At 46.2% G+C, this 21,007-nt stretch carries 20 protein-coding genes; 3 read left to right on the forward strand and 17 right to left on the reverse strand.

Annotated elements, in window-relative coordinates; all coding sequences use genetic code 11:
• Positions 1-11 precede the first annotated feature (11 nt).
• The 4 genes from AAKU61_RS05720 to AAKU61_RS05735 form a co-directional block, all read right to left on the reverse strand.
• Positions 12-1,208 carry an ABC transporter permease subunit gene (locus tag AAKU61_RS05720; protein WP_354330398.1) on the reverse strand — a complete coding sequence of 399 codons (1,197 nt, stop codon included), beginning with the start codon at positions 1,206-1,208 and terminating at the stop codon, positions 12-14.
• A gap of 10 nt (positions 1,209-1,218) precedes the next feature.
• The gene (locus tag AAKU61_RS05725; RefSeq protein ID WP_322119517.1) at positions 1,219-2,148 is read right to left on the reverse strand and encodes a branched-chain amino acid ABC transporter permease; all 930 of its coding nucleotides are present in this window, start codon (positions 2,146-2,148) and stop codon (positions 1,219-1,221) included.
• Between the two features lie 538 nt (positions 2,149-2,686).
• Positions 2,687-3,622, reverse strand: coding sequence for a 4-hydroxy-3-methylbut-2-enyl diphosphate reductase (ispH, locus tag AAKU61_RS05730; RefSeq protein ID WP_354330399.1), 936 nt, complete (start codon positions 3,620-3,622; stop codon positions 2,687-2,689).
• An 8-nt stretch (positions 3,623-3,630) separates the two neighbouring features.
• On the reverse strand, positions 3,631-4,086 hold the full coding sequence (locus tag AAKU61_RS05735) for an FKBP-type peptidyl-prolyl cis-trans isomerase (RefSeq protein ID WP_354330401.1): 456 nt from the start codon (positions 4,084-4,086) through the stop codon (positions 3,631-3,633).
• Between the two features lie 504 nt (positions 4,087-4,590).
• Between AAKU61_RS05735 and radC the strand changes: the two genes are divergently transcribed.
• The 3 genes from radC (at position 4,591) to rpmG (ending at position 5,855) form a co-directional block, all read left to right on the forward strand.
• On the forward strand, positions 4,591-5,265 hold the full coding sequence (gene radC / locus AAKU61_RS05740; protein ID WP_322119521.1) for a RadC family protein: 675 nt from the start codon (positions 4,591-4,593) through the stop codon (positions 5,263-5,265).
• 159 nt (positions 5,266-5,424) lie between these two features.
• On the forward strand, positions 5,425-5,661 hold the full coding sequence (gene rpmB, locus AAKU61_RS05745) for a 50S ribosomal protein L28 (RefSeq protein WP_322119522.1): 237 nt from the start codon (positions 5,425-5,427) through the stop codon (positions 5,659-5,661).
• A gap of 26 nt (positions 5,662-5,687) precedes the next feature.
• Entirely contained in the window at positions 5,688-5,855 is a 168-nt protein-coding gene (gene rpmG / locus AAKU61_RS05750; protein WP_110257750.1) for a 50S ribosomal protein L33, read from the forward strand.
• Positions 5,856-6,129: 274 nt separating this feature from the next.
• Here rpmG and AAKU61_RS05755 read toward each other — a convergent pair whose 3' ends face one another.
• The 13 genes from AAKU61_RS05755 to lpxK form a co-directional block, all read right to left on the reverse strand.
• A complete protein-coding gene (locus AAKU61_RS05755; protein WP_354330448.1) occupies positions 6,130-7,314 on the reverse strand; it encodes a DesA family fatty acid desaturase in 1,185 nt (394 codons plus the stop codon).
• 116 nt (positions 7,315-7,430) lie between these two features.
• Positions 7,431-8,786 (reverse strand): mechanosensitive ion channel family protein, encoded by a 1,356-nt coding sequence (locus AAKU61_RS05760; protein ID WP_354330404.1) that lies wholly within the window; start codon positions 8,784-8,786, stop codon positions 7,431-7,433.
• A gap of 39 nt (positions 8,787-8,825) precedes the next feature.
• The gene (locus AAKU61_RS05765) at positions 8,826-10,097 is read right to left on the reverse strand and encodes an RsmB/NOP family class I SAM-dependent RNA methyltransferase (protein ID WP_354330406.1); all 1,272 of its coding nucleotides are present in this window, start codon (positions 10,095-10,097) and stop codon (positions 8,826-8,828) included.
• A gap of 111 nt (positions 10,098-10,208) precedes the next feature.
• Positions 10,209-10,817, reverse strand: a complete 609-nt coding sequence (gene purN / locus AAKU61_RS05770) for a phosphoribosylglycinamide formyltransferase (RefSeq protein WP_354330408.1) — start codon at positions 10,815-10,817, stop codon at positions 10,209-10,211.
• A gap of 169 nt (positions 10,818-10,986) precedes the next feature.
• Positions 10,987-11,385 (reverse strand): barstar family protein, encoded by a 399-nt coding sequence (locus AAKU61_RS05775; protein WP_322121609.1) that lies wholly within the window; start codon positions 11,383-11,385, stop codon positions 10,987-10,989.
• A 118-nt stretch (positions 11,386-11,503) separates the two neighbouring features.
• Positions 11,504-11,926, reverse strand: a complete 423-nt coding sequence (locus AAKU61_RS05780; protein ID WP_503012583.1) for a guanyl-specific ribonuclease — start codon at positions 11,924-11,926, stop codon at positions 11,504-11,506.
• Between the two features lie 391 nt (positions 11,927-12,317).
• Positions 12,318-13,487 (reverse strand): patatin-like phospholipase family protein, encoded by a 1,170-nt coding sequence (locus AAKU61_RS05785; RefSeq protein ID WP_322121610.1) that lies wholly within the window; start codon positions 13,485-13,487, stop codon positions 12,318-12,320.
• Positions 13,488-13,967: 480 nt separating this feature from the next.
• Entirely contained in the window at positions 13,968-14,726 is a 759-nt protein-coding gene (locus AAKU61_RS05790) for a 3-hydroxyacyl-CoA dehydrogenase (RefSeq protein WP_354330410.1), read from the reverse strand.
• Positions 14,727-15,152: 426 nt separating this feature from the next.
• Entirely contained in the window at positions 15,153-17,336 is a 2,184-nt protein-coding gene (locus AAKU61_RS05795) for a sodium-translocating pyrophosphatase (RefSeq protein WP_354330412.1), read from the reverse strand.
• Positions 17,337-17,798: 462 nt separating this feature from the next.
• On the reverse strand, positions 17,799-18,455 hold the full coding sequence (gene adk / locus AAKU61_RS05800) for an adenylate kinase (RefSeq protein WP_354330414.1): 657 nt from the start codon (positions 18,453-18,455) through the stop codon (positions 17,799-17,801).
• A gap of 378 nt (positions 18,456-18,833) precedes the next feature.
• Complete coding sequence (gene kdsB / locus AAKU61_RS05805; protein ID WP_354330416.1) at positions 18,834-19,580, reverse strand: 3-deoxy-manno-octulosonate cytidylyltransferase; 747 nt, start codon at positions 19,578-19,580, stop codon at positions 18,834-18,836.
• A 13-nt stretch (positions 19,581-19,593) separates the two neighbouring features.
• Complete coding sequence (locus AAKU61_RS05810) at positions 19,594-19,773, reverse strand: Trm112 family protein (protein ID WP_354330417.1); 180 nt, start codon at positions 19,771-19,773, stop codon at positions 19,594-19,596.
• Entirely contained in the window at positions 19,754-20,914 is a 1,161-nt protein-coding gene (lpxK, locus tag AAKU61_RS05815) for a tetraacyldisaccharide 4'-kinase (RefSeq protein ID WP_354330419.1), read from the reverse strand. Before lpxK ends, AAKU61_RS05810 begins: the two co-directional genes overlap by 20 nt.
• Positions 20,915-21,007: the final 93 nt, after the last annotated feature.

Consider the following 21,007-nt stretch of genomic DNA (forward strand, 5'->3'; position numbering starts at 1 on the left):
GTCGATATCCCTTAAGCCTCGGCAGTTTTGTCATTGCTGCTAGTCGGTCGGTCTTCGTGTTTTGGCGCTGGCCACAAACCGGCAGGTCGATTCAGCATGATCAGGACCATCGCCAGACCGTATAACAATTGACGCAATACTTCGGCTTCAACCAAAATTTTGCCGAATAAAAGATTTTGCAAAGGCTCAACGCTGTGACGCAATATTTCAGGCAAGGCTGCTAACAAAATTGCACCCAAAATAACACCTGGAATATGTCCGATACCACCTAGCACCACCATCGCTAACACGACAATAGATTCAGTCAATGAGAAAGATTCTGGTGACACAAAGCCCTGGAATGAAGCGAACATTGCACCAGAAACACCACCAAAGGAAGCGCCCATTGAGAATGCTAATAATTTAATGTTGCGAGTGTTAATACCCATCGCTTTAGCGGCAATTTCATCTTCACGTATGGCAACCCAAGCCCGGCCTAAGCGCGAATTTTGCAAACGCAGTGAGACAAAAATAATGACAATACAAAGTGCTAAAAACAAGAAGTAGTAGGCATTCACTGAAGGCATGCTAAAACCAGCGATATTTAGTGTCGCATTTGAGCCAGCCTCACCGGACAAAGACACACCAAAAATCCGGATAGGGTCAATCATGTTGATACCTTGCGGACCATTCGTAATATTCACTGGTGAATTCATGTTATTCATGAAAATACGGATAATCTCGCCGAAGCCCAAGGTAACAATAGCGAGATAATCACCACGTAATTTGAGAGTAGGAGCACCTAACAAAGCACCAAACAACCCAGCCACAGCCGCTGCAATAGGTACGATTATCCAGACGGACAAATGTAAGCCAGTCTGAGCGATTTCGGGACCAAAGACCGCCATCAAGAAATTACCGACTACAGGGTAATTATTGACAAAAGATTCCAGCACTACAGCAAACTGCGGCGAGGCAAGCAAAGCAGCAATATAGGCACCAACTGCGTAGAACGCGATGTAACCTAAATCCAATAAGCCAGCGAAACCGACAACGATATTGAGCCCTAACGCCAACATAATATAGAGCAAAGCAAAGTCAATAATACGTACCCAGGAGTTACCAAAATTGGCGGCAACAAAAGGGAATATAACTAAAATAATGGCGAGGACTGCAAAGCTAGAGTAAGCCTTACTAGGATTTGCTTTTATATCAAATAAATTCGACATTGTTTTCTCCTTAGGCTCGGTCTGCAACACGTTCACCCATAATGCCGGATGGGCGCAGCGTCAACACAATGATCAAAACAACGAAGGCAAAAATATCCTGATACTGACTTCCCAGTAAGCCTCCGGTTAACTCGCCGATGTAGCCAGCACCGAGACTTTCAATCAATCCAAGAATAATGCCACCGACCATAGCGCCATAAATATTCCCAATGCCTCCTAGTACCGCAGCAGAGAATGCTTTTAAGCCGGGTAAAAATCCCATTGCAAATTGAGCAGAAGAATAGTTTGCGGCCCACATCACCCCTGCGATTGCAGCCAGTGAAGCACCAATCGCGAAGGTCGCGACAATCACTTTATTCGAATCGACCCCCATCAATCCGGCAACTCTTGGATTCTCTGCGGTAGCACGCATAGCACGTCCCATTTTTGTTTTTTCCACGAGTAAGACCAAACCAACCATGGCGAGCGTCGCCAGAACTAGCAGTAGTACTTGTGTTTGTGAAATCACCGCGCCGCCAATCGCGATCGGCGTGGACGGCATAATACTTGGGAAAGAAATTGGGCTGCGACCCCAGATAATCATTGCAAAAACCTGGACTAATTGCGAGATGCCGATCGCTGTAATTAATGGAGCCAGTCGCGGTGCATTTCGTAGCCTTCGGTAGGCTACCCTCTCAATCACCACGTTCAAAATAATACAAACTGGTATTGCGCCCAAAATCGCGATGATTAATTTGACAATCCCCGGGAGATCAGGAGCGACATGCTGAAGAAAACTAATAATCGTTAATCCTGCCATCGCGCCGACCATCAACACGTCGCCATGAGCAAAATTAATCAGATTAAGTACACCGTACACCATCGTATAACCTAGTGCGACTAAGGCATACATGCACCCTAGTACCAGTCCATTAATAATTTGTTGGATAAATGTATCCATATTGCTTCTCTCTTTAAGAACTAATCGGGATTTTTACTAAGATATCAACATATCTCAATCTGCAAAACACTCAGCAAAAACCATTCCTGATAACAAAAAACGGCACTCCGTCTTTCATGAGTGCCGCTCAATTTCGACGCCTGTTAGCCTAAACGACGTGTCATGTAATCCGGAGCAATAAAAATGTGCTGATAACGCATATGAAACTCTCCTCTGCAACTTTGAATAAAAAGCTTTTTGTAATATTTTTAGGTGCCACTTATATGCTACTTATATTTCATGCACTGCAATGATGCAGTTTATTAAAACAGGAGGAATTATAAAGAGATTGAACATCAACACAATGGCAAAAATATTGCAGATATGTTTTGTTCGTCCCCATACTACACCACCACTACCGCCTGTAAAGCAGAAATCAGCGTCACTGCCGATCAAAGCATAGCTATGTTAATGATGAGTAGACGAAATAAAATACTGAATAAAAACAGACTTGCAATTTAAAATTTGCAAGCATCGAAAGAACAATTCCTTTTGCTGATTACTTTATGCCCGTCAATCCTTTTGGCATAGGAAAAGTCACACTCTCCTCAGCACCGTCTAGCGTGCGTACGCTTAAGGCGCCTAACTGTTTTAAGCGATCAATGACTTGTTGAACCAGTATTTCAGGGGCGGATGCGCCTGCTGTGACACCAATACGGCGACAGTTCTCTAACCAATCAGGTTGAATTTGTGTCGCGTTATCGACCATATAGGATGCCGCACCCTTCTTTTGCGCAACTTCACGCAGACGATTAGAGTTAGAACTATTGGCGCTGCCAACAACGATCACTAAATCAACTTGCGGCGCCATAAATTTAACAGCCTCTTGACGATTTGTTGTTGCGTAACAAATATCGCCTTTTTTGGGCTCGCTAATTTGGGGGAATTTGCTCTTAAGCGCACCAATAATCTCTATCGTGTCATCGACAGACAAAGTAGTTTGTGTGACATAGGCAAGTAAATCCGGATTTGCAACTTCCAATAAAGCAACGTCTTCGACCGTTTCAACCAAGTGCATGCCACCCTCGGTTTGACCCATCGTCCCCTCAACTTCAGGATGACCCTGATGACCGATCATGATTATTTCACGGCCTTCTTTCCGCATTTTTGCAACTTCTATGTGTACTTTAGTGACCAAAGGACAAGTTGCATCAAACACGGTTAAGCCTCTTGCCTCAGCTTCTTTTCTAACCGACTGTGATACGCCATGCGCCGAAAAAATAACCGTATTTCCGGCAGGCACGTCATCTAATTCTTCAATGAAAATAGCGCCTTTTTCTCGAAGATCGTTTACAACATAAGCGTTATGCACGATCTCATGACGCACATAAATGGGCGCGCCAAATTGTTGTAATGCGCGCTCAACGATTTCTATCGCTCTGTCAACGCCGGCACAAAAACCTCTTGGTTGCGCCAATAAAATTTCTTTGTCCATTTGTCGCTTTATAAAATGCCGATAATTTTTGTTTCAAACAAAACAGTTTGTCCTGCAAGAGGATGATTGAAGTCAAACAACGCACCCTCGGCGTCGATAGATCTCAAAATTCCGGCAAAGCGCCCACCCGAAGGGGCTGCAAACTCAACCAAATCACCGATCACATATTGCTCACCAAAAGCGGAATTTTCTTTCAATGTAGCGCGCGACACACGCTGAATCAGCTCAGGATTACGTGGCCCAAATGCATTTTCTGGTGCCAGTTCTTGCGTAATTTGCGAGCCCTCTTCCAGACCCAATAAAGCGCGCTCAAGTTCTGGTGCCAGTTGGCCCAGACCCATTTGTAATGTGGCAGGACTTTCTTCGAAGGTACTAATAATATTTTCACCGTCCAAAGTAGCTAAACGATAGTGCAAAGTCAGATATGCATCTGATGTAACGACTGGAATGACGGGATTTGACATGATAATAAGGATGTTCGATCAAGGCACTATTGTATGTCATTCCAATTCTAATGAAATAGAAGAACTCAGTGCGCAGGTATGCGTTCTGAGCAGACTTAATACAAAACGCATATAAACGGGGTGTAGATAAATGATTTTTCTTAAGATATTTGATTACTTCAATTTTCCATTTTTATATACTCCCCTTTATTTTTCTTAAAAATGCCACATTGTCCAATTAATATATGGACAATAAAAATATACCTAGTAGGAGTATATTAAATGAAGTAACTTGAAATGTTATTGGCGCGATGACAGAATTCAATCAAATTCGATAAAAATATCGTAGAAGATTGAATAATCTCACCGCATAGATTGCGACACATTCCTTGTTCTTACCTCAGATTAAATTACGCCATGATTAAGAAAAATTGCAATATAATAATTGCATTTTAATTAATATTGAAATTAATAAGCTTCGTTACCTTTAATAAAATCAAGCTCGTCGTTACTAAGGATAAATTTATGGCAATCACTGATTGGCCTGAAGATCAACGCCCAAGGGAACGGCTGATCAAGTTTGGAGCAAAAGCCCTGTCTGATGCTGAACTGCTGGCTGTTTTTTTACGTGTTGGGGTAACCGGAAAAAGCGCCGTTGATTTAGGGCGCGATATGCTGAGTCAATTTGGTTCATTGACTGGCTTGTTTGCCGCTGATATCAAAGAATTTTCGTCAGTCCATGGATTGGGTAACGCGAAATATGCGCAACTGCATGCCGTATTAGAGCTAGCGAAACGCTCTATTTCTGAAGAGCTGCAATCAGCGCCAATGCTGTCATCACCACAAGCCGTAAAAAGTTATCTACAACTTTTGATAGGAAACAAAACTTATGAATCTTTTGCCGTACTATTTTTAGATATAAAAAATCGCTTGATCACCTCAGAAGAACTCTTCCGGGGCACGCTCAGTCATGCAAGTGTCTATCCAAGAGAAATTGTGAAAGCGGCACTTCACCACAATGCTGCCAGCGTTATCCTTGCTCACAATCACCCTTCTGGCAACGCAGAACCTAGCGACGCCGATATCACGCTTACCAAAACACTAAAGCAGACCTTATCCTTGGTCGACGTTCGGGTGCTAGATCATTTTATTGTGGCTAATCCCAACGTTTATTCCTTTGCCGAGCATGGACAAATTTAAATATCCATATCAAAAGCGGTGCAATTAGTCATAATAGATTAAATGTTAAATTTAAAAATCAACTTAGACACAATTGTTTTTCGCAAGTCGTTGATAATTATTAGAATTTTCGTTATACTTCATTTTTTTCCAAATTCGGAAACCATTAAGGAGTGAAACATGGCGCGTGTCTGCCAAGTTACTGGGAAGGGGCCAATGGTTGGCAACAATGTTTCCCATGCAAACAACAAAACCAAACGTCGCTTTTTGCCTAATCTGCAAAATCGTCGCTTTTTCGTAGAGTCAGAAAATCGCTGGGTTTCCCTGCGTTTGTCTAACGCAGGCTTACGTGTCATCGACAAAATCGGCATTGATGCTGTTTTAGTTGATCTGCGTGCTCGCGGCGAAAAAGTTTAAGCGAAAACTATTGTTAGGAAAATATCATGGCTAAATCTGGTCGCGACAAAATCAAACTGGAATCGACTGCTGGTACAGGTCATTTCTATACCACATCAAAAAACAAGCGTACTATGCCTGAAAAAATGGAGATCATGAAGTTTGATCCTAAGGCACGTAAGCATGTGATCTACAAAGAAACTAAAATTAAATAATTTTGGACATCTTAAAAAAACCTGCATAAATTGCAGGTTTTTTTTCGTCTATTGCATCATGGGTGATTGATTCATGAATTAATACTCGGTCTAGCTCACTCAGTATCAAAATCCATTTAATGCGCATATCTACAAGAGATCGTTAATGCGCTTACGACAATTCAACCCATTGTAGAGCCACGCGCTAGTATTGATTTTTATATTCAAGTCTTCGTAAATACAATAAAAAAACGACGCCATCTGGCGTCGTTTTTTGTTTAACTACCCCATCAGATCAAGCGTAACTGCGCAATCTACGAGAGAAGTCATGTAAAGCCTGAATACCAGATGCCTCGGCACGAACGCACCAATCTTGCAACTGATGTACCAGTTGCTCGCGGCTAACAGTGGAGCGTTCCCAAATCAGGCCTAACTCAACGCGCATATCATGCATAGTCTTTAAAGCGTTGCTATGAGCTAAAACTTCAGACAAATGCTGTTTTTGCGGCGCTTCTAATTTGGTTGGCTCACGTTGCAAAAGCTTTTTAGCTGATTTCAAGAAGCCATCTTCAAAATGAGCTTTCTCACGCAACAAAGCAACTTCCTGAGACCAAGTACGACGCAAGGATTTTGTGTACTTCGCCATTACGTCGTAACGGTTAGAAATGACCGCTTGCAAGGTTTCCATATCAATCGCTGATTTGATTTCAGCAAATTTAGGCTCAGGAGCAACCTTTTTCACTTTAGCAAGACCAACAATTTCCAGGCAGCGGATATACATCCAGCCAATATCAAACTCATACCATTTGGAAGACAATTTTGCCGATGTACCAAATGTGTGATGATTATTGTGCAACTCTTCGCCGCCAATCAAAATACCGAACGGAATGATGTTAGTAGCAGCGTCTGGGCAATCATAGTTGCGATAGCCCCAGTAATGTCCGATACCATTGATAATGCCGGCAGCTGTCACTGGAATCCACAACATTTGTACGGCCCAAACGGTGACACCGATTACACCAAACAACATGAAATCAATAATCAGCATCAGTGCAACACCCTGCCAACTGAAGCGGCTATAAAGATTTTTTTCGATCCAGTCGTCAGGTGTGCCATGACCATATTTTTGGATTGTTTCAAGATTTTTTGATTCTGCGCGATACAGTTCAGCGCCTTCTAATAAAACTTTTTTAATACCGCGTGTTACAGGGCTGTGCGGATCTTCTTCAGTTTCGCATTTAGCGTGATGCTTGCGATGAATCGCAGCCCATTGCTTTGTAACCTGGCCGGTAGTCAGCCATAACCACATACGGAAAAAGTGGCTAGGAGCCGCATGCAAATCTAATGCGCGATGCGCTTGGCAACGATGCAAAAATATCGTGACGCTGACAATAGTGATGTGCGTGACCACGGCGGTAAAAATAAATACCTGCCAGGCGGTTGCACGAGTCAAACCATTAGACAAAAAGTCAATTACCATATCAATAAAAGTGCTCAAAATGAGAAGTACTCCTTAGTTAATGACACTATCCTAGCTTAATTGATAAAAGCAAAGCGTCAAAATTTTTTGCGAATTTTCGTATTGTACGCGTTTTTTTAAGTTGACCCAAAAACTTTGTCTGGCGCATTATTTTCTGGTGCGCTGGTACTTGGCATATTAATCAGTGTTACAGCGCGTTGCGCGCAAGGTAATTCAATTTTGTGCTCCTGCAAAGCTTTCCAGATAGCACGATTTACCTCTGATAATACATTAGAGCGGCCGTTTTCAGGGTCGCCAATCCAGAATCCAACTCGTAACTCTAGTCCATCGGCACCAAACTTAAGTAAATAGGCCGACGGAGGAGATTCTTTTGAAACCCGTGGCACTTGCGCCACTACCTCGGCCAAAATAGGAAATAGCACCTCAATATCTGTCTGATAAGCAACAATTACATCGGTTCCCATGGCCACAGCACGATCACTGAGCGAGAAATTTTGCACAGGAGTAGACACCAGCATTTCATTTGGGATAACCGACTCACCACCGTCCAAGCCCTTTAATACCGTATAACGAGTATTGATTTGAGTAACCCGTCCACTAAATTTATCGACTGTGATCATGTCACCAATCGACATGCTTCGATCTAACAAAATAATGAAACCAGAAACATAGCTACTGGTAATTTTCTGCAAACCAAAACCCAGGCCAACACCCAATGCACCGCCAAATACGGATAAAACAGTAAGATCAATACCAACGATCGTCAGGCTGACTAAGATCGCCAGCAAAATGAGCACGGCTCTCCCGAAGCGAGATAACACCACCTTCAAGGAAGAGTGCATGCTCGGCAGCAACATCAAGCGCGCTTCTAAAGCGGCGCTAGCCCAGAGTGCGACGATCAAAGTCAAGGCGACAGAGACTAGAGCCTGCGCTATAGAAAGTAATGAGACTTTGTTATGACCGATAGGTAAAACGGTGTCATCCAGCGCAGTAAAAAGTTCTTGCCACAAACCGGTGAAGTGCAAAACCACCCCAAGCCAGACGATAAGTGCGAATAACTTCTCAAACGTCGCAAGAAAGCTGCCTATCTTGCCGTCTTTGGCAAAAGTACGGCGCACCACATAAAAACCAAAGCGTATCAGCGCCAGAGAGCCGATGATGGGAATAAGCAAGCTCAGCAAATGCGTATGCTGCCAACGCCCCAGGATAATCTTGGCGATAAAAATGAAAACTAAGGCCAGTAATGGAAATACCACCCGATGAAAACTACTCGCGCTAATCTGCAACACGCCTGCTGAGGTACCAGCTTTAGAGAAATTCCTCTTCAACAAAGTCGCTGCATACCATGCAAGTGCGAAACAAATACATACCGTCCCGATTTGCCAGAGAAAGTTTGTATTCTGCAAATCATCTGATAAATCAGCAATTAAACTTGCTAACAAGCTTGCGTTAGTAGTTACATTTTTATCCAAGTTTTTATCCTGATGTAAAAATTAATACGCGAGTAAATATTATGCAACTTGCGGTTTATTGCGCTCTAACACCGCAGCAAAGAAACCATCAGTCTGGTGTAAATGTGGCATTAATTTTAAATAATCACCCATTTCCAGGTCGATTTTTTGCTCTGCCAGAACTTGTGACATCGGGACCAGCGTGAAGTCGGGATGTGCTGCGATAAAAGCAGACACGATGGCTTCGTTTTCTTCTTCCAGCACGCTGCAAGTTGCATATACCAGTCGTCCACCAGATTTTACTAAGCGGGCGGCGCTATCAAGGATCGCTGTCTGTTTGACATTGAGTTCTGCAATACCGACCAAGTTCTGACGCCATTTAACATCAGGATTACGGCGCAAGGTACCGAGTCCGCTACACGGTGCATCAACCAAGACGCGATCCAGCTTACCGGCCAGACGTTTAATTTTAGCGTCACGCTCATGTGCAATCACGACCGGATGGACGTTAGATAAACCGCTACGCGCCAGACGTGGCTTGAGCTTGGCCAAGCGCTTTTCTGAAATATCAAACGCATACAAACGACCGGTATTGCGCATGCTTGCACCCAGCGCTAAAGTTTTACCGCCGGCACCCGCGCAAAAATCAGCTACCATTTCGCCGCGTTTAGCGCCGACTAATTGGGCTAAAAGCTGACTGCCCTCATCCTGCACCTCGATCGTGCCATCTTGGAATAAAGGTAAATTCTGAATCGACGGTTTTTTCTTGATACGCAGACCAAGTGCCGAATAAGGCGTTGGTTCTGCCACGATCGGTGCCAATGCCAGACTGGCGATCACTTCTTCGCGGCTAGACCCTTTAATCGAGTTGACTCGCAAATCCAACGGTGCCGGAGCGTTTAATGCCTGAGCCAAGACCAAGGCCTCAGTCTCGCCCATTTTTTCAACAAACTTTTCCCATAGCCAGGTAGGCAAATTTGATTGTAATGAGACTGGCAAATGAGCACGGTCGATTTCCATTACACGTTGCAACCAGCCCGTTTCTTCCTCAGTCAAACCACATAAAGAATCAATCCCTGCAGCATCAGCCAAACCCAGTAATGCCAGGCGGCGCATAGAAGCACCACTACCAGACTCTGAAAAACTAGTAAAAACGCTCTTATTTCTTAACAAGCCGTAGATACTTTCTGCGATGACGCCGCGCTCACGAGAGCCCAAACGTTGATGGTCACGGAAGTAGCGTGATAAGACCATGTCTGCAGGTCCGGTAAAACGCAAAATTTCACGTAACACTTCTTCGGTATGGCCGACTAGGGCGGGAGGTAATCTCATGGTGTTTCCTTCTTTATTTCTTAATTAATTTCAATTTGCGGTGATGTCGTTAAAGATTGAACCGTGTTAAAGATCATGCGGCAAACAAACTATTCGCTGCGTATTTGTCACTTACTCGCCAACGACATGAACCCGATTTTCAATCATTTTTAGCTTACCCTCGATAAACCATCGCACCGCTCTAGGATAAATGACGTGTTCTTGTTCCAAAACACGCTTAGAAAGACTATCGACTGTATCGTCATTCAATACTGGAACCGCTGCCTGGGCGATGATGGGTCCATGATCTAGTTCCGGCGTCACAAAATGCACAGTAATCCCATGCAATTTAACGCCTGCATTCAATGCCTGCTGATGCGTCGCCAAGCCGACAAAACTAGGCAGCAACGACGGATGCACATTGATCATGCGTTCTACATAATGTTGTACAAAAGCGCTGGTCAGGATACGCATAAAACCAGCCAGCACGACTAAATCCGGGGCAAACTGGTCAATCTGCTGCTGCAATACTGCATCGAAAGCTTCGCGGGAGGTAAAGCTTTTACTCTCGACTACCACTGTGGGTATGTCCATCTTGGCTGCGTAGTCCAATCCGGGTGCATCTGGGCGATTACTGATGACAGCAACAATCTCGGCTTGCCATTGCTCTACTTTGGCTGCCTGGACAATGGCTTGCATATTGCTACCTTGTCCAGAAATGAGGATAACAATCTTTTTCATGGCGGCATTGTACAGTGCTGGAGGGGCTAGGTCTCATTAACGACAAAAGGTCAAGGAAAAAACCTATAAAAAAGCTGCGAGTACTCCATCACTTCGACTCAAATAATAATGCCGACTTTAAAAGTCGGCATCGCGTCTGGATTTCAGCTTTTTTGCTCTGCCGGGAGTCTTATTCGAAGGAGTAAAACACTCTGAAAGCAACTTTTCTGTCGGCCCAAAAATCGGCTGCATCACGGAATACATCGAGCAAAATTTCCCGCGCTTCTTTATCAAACTTAGGTGTATTCGGTAACTGCTCCAGCACGACAACAAAGCCCGGTTGCGGACCCGATTTATAAATTAAGTCCGTCAGACAATCGGATAAGGCATCAAAATTTTTCCCAAAATGTTTTGGGAAGCCGAACGAGGCTGCGATTTTACCCAACACTTGTTGTTTGGTCGTCGCCTCTAAACAATAGGCGTACAAAAAATGCTGCCCGAGTTGAGCTGCTTCTGCCTGTAAATCAGGCACACGAAAAGCGCGAATCGATTGCACGACATTCGGCGCTACGCTAGTTAGCAAACTCATTTCTCCCTCTGGTGGTGAGATTATTGTCATATTGATGTGGCTTGCTTTGTGGTGAATTGAATTTTGACTTAGTGCTACTTTTTTCCGCTACTTTTTTCTGCTACGTTTCAAACTAGGGCTATTCTTTGATTTGCTTAAAACTCTCGTAATGGTCATCGGTGTAATAGTACTCACCTGATGTTGCTGGCTCTCCACCGGCAATAATCCGGCGCGCGCCACGGTTTCTGGCTCTGGGAGTTTTTACTGTGTATTCGTGATAGTAACCACGCTTTTGCCTGGGTAATCTGGACTCATAGTTACCGAACACCACACCATCTTTGTCATACGCAAATGGACCACCTTGCTTGATAGCGATTAACGTCGCTTGCGCTTCTTTCGGTAGTTCTGCCAGCGCAATAGTCTGCATACTCGCGTTTGCGGCATTGGTTTCTTTGGCATGTAAAACAGATGCGCCAGAGAAAGCAAAAAAGGCCGATGTAAGCATCGCCACTGTGAGCAGCGCCAACCACTTTTTTAAGAATGTTGCTTTGAAATTATTCATTATTTTATGTGGCAACAGATTTAATTAAGTGACATAGATTAACGTTTTGTGTCGGGCGAATCAACCTTTAATGAACTAAAGACAACGAAATAATTCTCGATTTTGCTACAGTCATCCTTGTTTTTGGAGCATTTGCAGAGCGATGCTAAAAACGAGTGGAACAGGTGTCTCTAAGATCGAGTGCCAAGATTTTTTACTAGCGGATCATTCTTATCAATTAAATTACTCCCCTAGTGTATATATTAATTGCCCATATAAAGTCTGGACAATCAACCATATTTTATTAAATTAAAGGGGAGTATATTAATAACTCATCAAAATTCACTCTATTTTTAAAAAGGAATAGTAGATTTTCGAGCGTGAATATCGTCCCGTGTCTAGTTTGTAGCATCTACTCAGCAAAAAATTGAGATACATCTGCGCGCCGCGCCCAGGTGTCTTGCTTGCCCAACTCAATTAATTCTCTAGTGTAGCTAGATTCAAACAAGAGGTAAGACGCTAGCGCCGAGCCGCGTACCTCGGTTGCACCGATGCCGCCCAACATGGTTCTGACGGGTAATGGCAAGCTACCGGTATGGCGACTGGCGATGTCGTCCAGTCTTTGCGACGGTGCAATGACTAACAGATCGATCGGTTTTAGCGGCGTGTTTTTTAATACCTCGGGCGGCAACATGGACAGAGTTTTGTTAATACGCATTAAGCGTTCGATATCCACTGCCAGACTGTCCAAAAATATGCTGGACATTGCATGACCGGCAATTTGCGCCAGACTAGGATAACGGGCGATCTCGGTGTTCTCTCTTCTTGGCTCAGACAATCTGCCAGCACCGACGATCAACACTTTTTGTGCGCCCAGATGGATGGCAGGAGAAATTGGTGCCAATTGGCGCATGGAACCATCACCGCAAAACTCCAGAGAACCGCCCCAGTTCAGCGCCACCGCGGGAAACATGAAGGGAATCGCAGAGGACGCCAATAAATGGGGCACGCCGATGAAATCTCTTTGCGCCAGACGCTGGCTTCTGACCCATGGCTCGATCTCTGCCAGGGTTTGATAAAACGTCAGATGCTGACCCGCGGTGTAGGAGGATGCCGTCACCGCCAGTGCATGTAGCGCACCGCTGGCTAGCGCCTGATCTAGCCGTGGCAAATCCAGCATGCGGTTTAATAAATCTGCCAACGGGGAATTATCCAGCAGCGAGTTTGGCGGTGATTTACGCCATTTATTGAGCAGCCAGCCGAAGGACATTAATGACAACCAGCGCGCGCCGGAGCGTATCACTCCCAAAGAATCAGCGCGATATACTTGCGCCGCCTCGAAGTTTTCCCAGACGTGCACAATACTGGCGACAGAATGATTGAAATCGTCAGACCGGCAAGCCAGCGCCGTGGCATTAATGGCACCCGCAGAGGTGCCGCAAATGATGCCAAAAGGATTGCGCTCCGGGGCCCAGCCATCTTCTAGCAAAATATCGGCAATGGCCTTCAGCACACCTACCTGATACGCAGCCCGCGCGCCGCCACCAGTCAAAATCAAACCTGTAGTTGCATTGCTATTCATAGGCATTTCTAAAGTAATAGGTGTGACGAAAACTGTTTCAGCATCGTTATGCTCGCGCTATTTGTATGGGATGCGCGAGTGAGCCTTGCAGAGAAAATTGCAGGCGTACGTCAACATCACGCCTAAATAAAAAGGGCAAGCTAAAAAGCTTGCCCTAGTGTATTGGCGGCGTCTCAAAATGTCATGCTGCAGGACGATATTTGCGACGGCGCTTCATAATTTATTCCGCAATTTACAACGGATGATCCTAGAAACGGTAGTTGAACCAGTCTGAGTGTGGACTTTTTCGGCTTCCCAGCAAGGCGAGACGAGGCGCAACCTTCACGTTGCAACGAGGAGCAACGCAGCTGGGGAGCCGAAAAAGTGTGCAATCAGATTCGTAGCGCTCTCAACAAAACGCTGACCGCGAGAGCACTGACATGATTCAATTGAATCTAATACTTATTAGCACTGACAAGCGGTCAACTGCCGTTTTTAGGATTATTTCGGTTGCATGCGGATCGCACCGTCTAAACGTATGGTTTCGCCATTCATCATCACGTTTTCAATGATGGTTTTTGCCAGATGCGCATATTCGTCAGGCTTACCGAGGCGTGGTGGGAACGGTACCATTTTGCCCAGAGCGTCTTGCACTTCTTGCGGCATGCCTAATAACATCGGTGTTTCAAAAATACCCGGAGCAATCGTCATCACGCGGATGCCACTGCGGGACAAGTCACGCGCCATTGGCAAGGTCAGACCGACCACAGCCGCTTTGGAAGAGGCATAAGCAGCCTGACCGATTTGCCCGTCGTATGCGGCAACCGATGCCGTGTTAATAATCACACCGCGCTCACCGTGCTCTGCTGCGTCTGTCTTGCCCATTGCATCGGCGGCCAAACGGCACATGTTGAAGGTACCAATCAGATTGATGTTGACGACGCGCTGAAAAATCTCCAGCGGATGCGGGCCATCTTTGCCGACCGTTTTGATCGCGGGCGCCACACCTGCACAGTTGACCAGGCCGCGCAAAGTGCCCATCGCGGTTGCGGCGGCAACGACTGCCAGGCCATCGACTTCGGACGTAACGTCGCATTTAACGAACTGACCTTGTAACTCGGCGGCTAGTTTTTCGCCCGCTTCGACCTGCACATCGGCCAGCACCACTTTGCCGCCATTGGCAACGATCATACGGGCAGTCGCTGCGCCCAGACCTGAAGCACCGCCGGTGATGATGAATACGCTATTTTGAATTTGCATTTGTTGTCTCTCTTTTTTGATGTGGGTCGTTTTACTGACGTTGATTGAGGTTGGAATTTAGGCTCAGATTGACGCTTACATTGACGCGTACATTGACGCGCACATTGACGTTTACGTAAACGTCATTATGGCAACATTGTACTCAATTTTATTCCAGCAAAACAGAGCTAGCTCAGACAAAAGTCTGATTAAAATACAGGCCGGTAGCCAGAAGTATGCCATTTTACAATTGGTTCAAAATGAGGAAATTCAATATACTCCCCAACTTTTTAACGAAAATTGCCTTATAGACCAGTGATTATACGGACATCTAAATATACTTACCATGAGTATATTTATTGCAACTTAATCAGATCGTTAAAATAAACGCGATAAAGTGATCATTGCGATCAATGTATATCGAATTTATCTGCGTTTCTTCACGTTTTAGAGTTTGCTTTTGGTGCCAGCGTCTGCTGCGACAAGCTCAGTCACTATCTTGGCTGGCATCACCACAGACTGGCTGACAGCTACATTTGCTGCGTGAGGTAGATTTTGCGTAGTAGCAGCATGCGGTACAAAAGGTGCCGAACTTGGCAACAAAGGTACCAGCAGCAGCGCCACGATATTAATAATTTTGATCAGAGGATTGATCGCGGGACCCGCTGTATCTTTGTAAGGATCACCGACCGTATCGCCCGTGACCGCTGCTTTATGCGCCTCTGAACCTTTGCCGCCATGATGTCCGTCTTCAATATATTTTTTAGCGTTGTCCCAGGCGCCACCACCAGTGGTCATAGAGATCGCGACAAACAGTCCTGTCACGATCGTGCCCATCAGCAAACCACCCAAGGCCGCTGGCCCGAGTAGCAAGCCCACCAGCACGGGCACGATGACTGGCAACAGCGACGGCACGATCATCTCTTTGATGGCCGAGGTCGTCAGCATATCGACAGCCTTGTCATATTCTGGCTTGCCAGTGCCATCCATGATGCCTTTGATCTCTTTAAACTGGCGGCGCACCTCTACCACCACAGCACCCGCTGCACGCCCTACTGCCTCCATCGCCATGGCACCAAACAAGTAAGGGATCAGGCCACCGATAAACAGGCCGACGATCACTTGTGGGTTCGATAAATCAAACGAGGTACTTTTACCGACCGAATCCAACGCATGAGTGTAATCAGCAAACAAGACCAGCGCTGCCAGACCAGCAGAACCGATTGCATAGCCTTTAGTAACTGCTTTAGTGGTATTGCCAACTGCATCTAATGGATCGGTAATTGCGCGCACTGATGCTGGCATCTCTGACATTTCGGCAATGCCGCCTGCGTTATCGGTGATTGGGCCATAAGCATCCAGCGCCACGATAATGCCTGCCATCGACAGCATAGAAGTCGCGGCAATCGCAATCCCATACAAACCCGCCAGCCAATAGGAGGCCAAAATCGCGGCGCAGACTGCCAGTACCGGGTAGGCAGTGGATTTCATCGAGACGCCAAGACCAGCAATGATATTGGTGCCATGCCCGGTAGTCGATGCCTGGGCGATATGTTTGACCGGGGCAAAATCAGTACCGGTGTAGTACTCGGTGATGTAGACCATTAAACCCGTCAGCACAATCCCGATCACGGTAGAGCCCATCATAGGCACACGCATATCTGCCGGCATGATCTGCCACGTTACAACAGCAAATCCGATCAGCGATAAACCCGCCGCCCACCACAAGCCCGTGTATAAAGCAGACATGATTTTTTTGCCAGGCTTGGCTTTGACCATAGAGCAGCCAACGATCGACGCCAGAATTGAGACAGCACCCAACATCAGCGGATAAATGATGGCCTCGCTAGTCGCATTGGGAACAATCAAGGCACCCAATAACATGGTGGCGATTAAGGTCACGACATAGGTTTCAAACAAATCGGCTGCCATGCCTGCGCAGTCGCCCACGTTGTCACCCACGTTGTCGGCAATCACGGCGGGATTACGGGGATCATCTTCCGGTATGCCCGCCTCTACCTTACCGACCAGATCAGCACCGACGTCGGCACCTTTGGTAAAAATACCGCCGCCAAGACGGGCAAAAATGGAGATCAGTGAAGCGCCAAACGCTAAACCGATGAGCGGTTTAAGTACATCATGCTGAGACAACACAAGCTCAGGGTGGCCTGCTGCGGAAACCACCAGCAACCAGTAAAACAAAGTGACGCCCAGCAAGCCCAGACCGACCACCAGCATGCCGGTAATTGCACCGCCTCTAAACGCGACATCCAAAGCCTCATTAATGCCCTTGGTTGCAGCTTGCGCCGTGCGGACGTTGGCACGTACCGAAACATTCATCCCGATAAAACCACATGCGCCAGATAACACAGCACCCACTAAAAACCCTGATGCCGTCATCAGACCCAAGCCGGGCGCAACCGCAATGGCGATAAACAATACCGCACCAACCATCGCAATGGTTCGGTATTGCCGGGCCAGATACGCTGCTGCACCCTGCTGTATTGCAGCAGCAATTTCTTGCATGCGAGGGTTGCCCGCATCTTGTTTCAAAATCCAGCTACGCGAGACCAGACCATAGGCCACGGCGACGATACCGCATGCAATGACGTACCATAAATTTGTAGACATATTGACTCCTCCAATTGTTATGGGCTTCTTTTGCATGGGCAGCGTCAACTACCAAGTGCAAAATTGCCCTATGTAATTATCGTAAGTTCGGTAAGTATCAAAAATAGAGAGTGGAACTGAAACTAAGACAGAGCAAAAACATGGAGCAAAACAGATCACAAAAAATCGTGATGAGATAAAACGGTGAAAAAGTAAAACAACGACAAATCTCACTTCTTAATGATGCTTGATACGTCATACGTGGCGCGTGATGCTGCGTAATGTGATCGGTGTCGGCATCAAAAAGTGATGGCTACAAGGTGCTGCAAAACTCAATCATTAGAGCTGAACCTTTAGAGCTGAATCCTTAGAACTGAATCCATACAACTTAGTCGTTACAACTTATCCGTGGCCCGTTTTTGGAGGAAAATTTGTCTGGGGGCGGTTGACAAGAAAAAAGCGGACAATCTTGTCCGCTTTTATTTATTCTGAGAGTGCGGCAAAGGCACTGTCTCTGATGGTTTCTACTGGTCCAATACCAACTATTTTGCGATACTTTGGCGCACCTGGCTGACCTGATTTTGCCCAGTCGCCGTAATAGCTGACAAGTACTTCAGTTTGTTCGTGATACACACTCAAACGTTTTTTGACAGTTTCTTCTTTGTCGTCATCACGCTGGATCAGTTCTTCACCAGTGACATCGTCACGGCCTTCTACTTTTGGCGCATTGTATTTGACATGATAAACACGGCCAGAACCCGGGTGCACACGGCGACCACTCATACGATCAATAATGGCATCGTCCGGTACTGCGATCTCTAAAACATAATCAATGATAACGCCAGCGTCTTTCATTGCATCAGCTTGCGGCGTGGTGCGTGGAAAACCATCAAATAAATAGCCATTAGCGCAATCAGATTCTTTCAGGCGATCTTTTACCAGACCGATGATGATGTCGTCCGATACCAAGCCACCCGCATCCATCACTGCTTTGGCAGCCAAGCCCAAAGGTGTGCCAGCCTTGACCGCGGCACGTAGCATGTCGCCAGTCGAAATTTGGGGAATATTGAATTTTTCCTTGATGTAATTGGCCTGCGTACCTTTACCGGCACCAGGCGCTCCTAACAAAATAAGACGCATGTTATTTCCTAAAGACGAGTTTGAATTTTTTGTATCCTGTTACATCCCAACCCGAGGTCGTGATGCCGTATTTTTTTGTACTGAAGAGATATTTGCCGTGCCTGTTATTTTTTAAGACTGAACCAAATCCCTTGCAGCAATGTTGCTGGATCGGTTTTGATTAAATCCTATTTTTATTCAAATGCAGCACTACTAATATCACAGTATCTTTTCACGAAACTTACCACAATTTTTTATATTATTGATGCTTTGCCATGAAATCAGCTGCGCAACGAAGTATTTTCATGCAATTCGCACATTTCGCCGACCAATTCTATCGATTCTGAAAACGCGATCAATTCTGTTATTGAACGCGAAACTGATCGATTTTTCGGCATCTCAATAGAATTGTCTTACCCAAATCAAATCCTCTGGCGTGTCCACACCGGGAGCAGGACTGGTGTCTGTAACATGAACCGCAATCGCATGACCGTTCCATAAGACCCGCAGTTGTTCTAAGGCCTCAATTTGTTCAAGCGGAGAAACTTCCAGATTGGGATAAGCCAAAAGAAAATCATTGCGGTATGCATACAAGCCAATGTGTCGCAAAGGCGCGTAACCGGTCGGCAATACATCGCGATTCAGAGCAAAAGCATCACGATGCCAAGGGATCGTTGCACGCGAAAACATCAGCGCTCGACCAAACTTATCCAGCACAACTTTCACGACATTGGGATTAAACACGTCCTCCACGTCATGCAAAGGATGCGCGGCGGTTGCCATGGGGACTTGCGTAGTAACAAGCGCGGCAGTCGCCGCAATCAAAGCCGGGTCGATCAAAGGCTCATCGCCTTGCACGTTGACTACGACTGCATCCGCCGCCAAGCCCAACAATGCTGATACTTCAGCGATCCTGTCAGTGCCAGAGGGATGATCGCTGCGGGTCATACAAGCTGGTATGCCATGCTCACGGCAAGCAGCCAGAATGTCAGCATGATCGGTCGCCACCATAATTTGCGACGCGCCGGACAGCATGGCACGCTCAGCGGTACGTACCACCATGGGCTTACCGCCCAGATCTGCCAGAGGTTTATTAGGTAAGCGGCTGGAAGCTAAACGTGCTGGAATAATGACACTAAAACTCATTTTACAAGCCCGTTCAGGCAGGTGGAAAAGCAGGCAACTGACGCGCCTGATCTACCCACATGATAGGAATATCGTCACGGATAGGGAAAGCCAGTTTGTCTGCATTGCAGATCAATTCTTTTGCTGGCTTGTCGTACACCAGCGGGCCTTTGCACAAAGGGCAAACCAAGACATCAAGCAAGCGTGCGTCCATGTTGTTTCTCCGAAATCAGTTCAATTATATTGGTTACAAAAGCAGCATCGAGTTGCGCATCGACTGGCACTACCCAGAGTCGGGCATCTTGTTGCAATGCAGGGATTTGCCGACATTTTACTGCATCCTTTTCTGTCATCAGGATGATGTCGGCATCTATCTGCGCAAAACTTGTCCCAGTGAACGAATGGTGATCAGGCAAAGCCAGCGTCGCGCATTCCACGCCAACGATTTGCAGCATGTTAAAAAAACGCTGTGGATTGCCAATACCGGCAGCAGCGGTGATTTTCAGCTTGCTGGCGCTAAGGGCAAGCAAGCTTTGTTGATGCTCGATATTTCCAAGCTGATAAATTTGTCCTGGCACTAAGCGCATACGGACAAAGGATTCGCCGATGCCGGGAGGTGTCAATTCTGGCGGTGCATTTAACACCGTAACATCACGACGTCTTTGCACCGGCTCTCGCAAAGGCCCAGCAGGCAACATCCAGCCATTACCAGCACCACGTTGATCAAACAACACAATTTCAACATCTCTGGCGAGGGCGTAATGCTGTAAGCCGTCATCAGAAATGATTACATCCGTGGCCGGATGCAATTCCAGCAGCGTCTGCGCAGCCAACACACGCTGCCGTCCGACTACCACTGGGGATTGCGTGCGCAGGTGGATCAGCAAAGGCTCATCACCAATAATTTGCGCTAAGGAATCTGTTTTCACCTCGGTAATGCTGTCCGCTTGTGCGGCATAACCTCTGGAAATCACACCCGGCGTCCAACCAGCCGCTTTTAATTGTTGCACTAAAAAAATGACCAGCGGCGTTTTACCGGTACCACCGACAAAAATATTACCGACCACGACCACAGGCACTGCCAGACATGTTTGCGGTTTGTAGCCCATCATGATCAGACCAAAACGAAAACTCACCAGCATCTGGAACAATTTAGCCATCGGCCATAGCAAACAGGCGAGCAAACCACGCCGCAGCCAGGCGCGCATCAAAACGGCTTCGAGCATTGAACGCAAGGAAAGTACTCCAGAGAAATAAGCAATCAGCTTGCAGCAAGAGCGCGCAAATACATCTACAACATACTCCCAACCAGTACCAAGTTCATAAAGGAGATTGTCCAGATATTCTTTGGACAACTGAGCATCTCATTAAGATACTCCCCTTTTTTGACATCAATATACGGCTAAAATAGTACTGGAGCTTGATGACGCGGATTAACTACTGTTTGA

This window comes from Undibacterium sp. GrIS 1.2, from assembly GCF_040544435.1.
Taxonomy (GTDB): domain Bacteria; phylum Pseudomonadota; class Gammaproteobacteria; order Burkholderiales; family Burkholderiaceae_D; genus Undibacterium.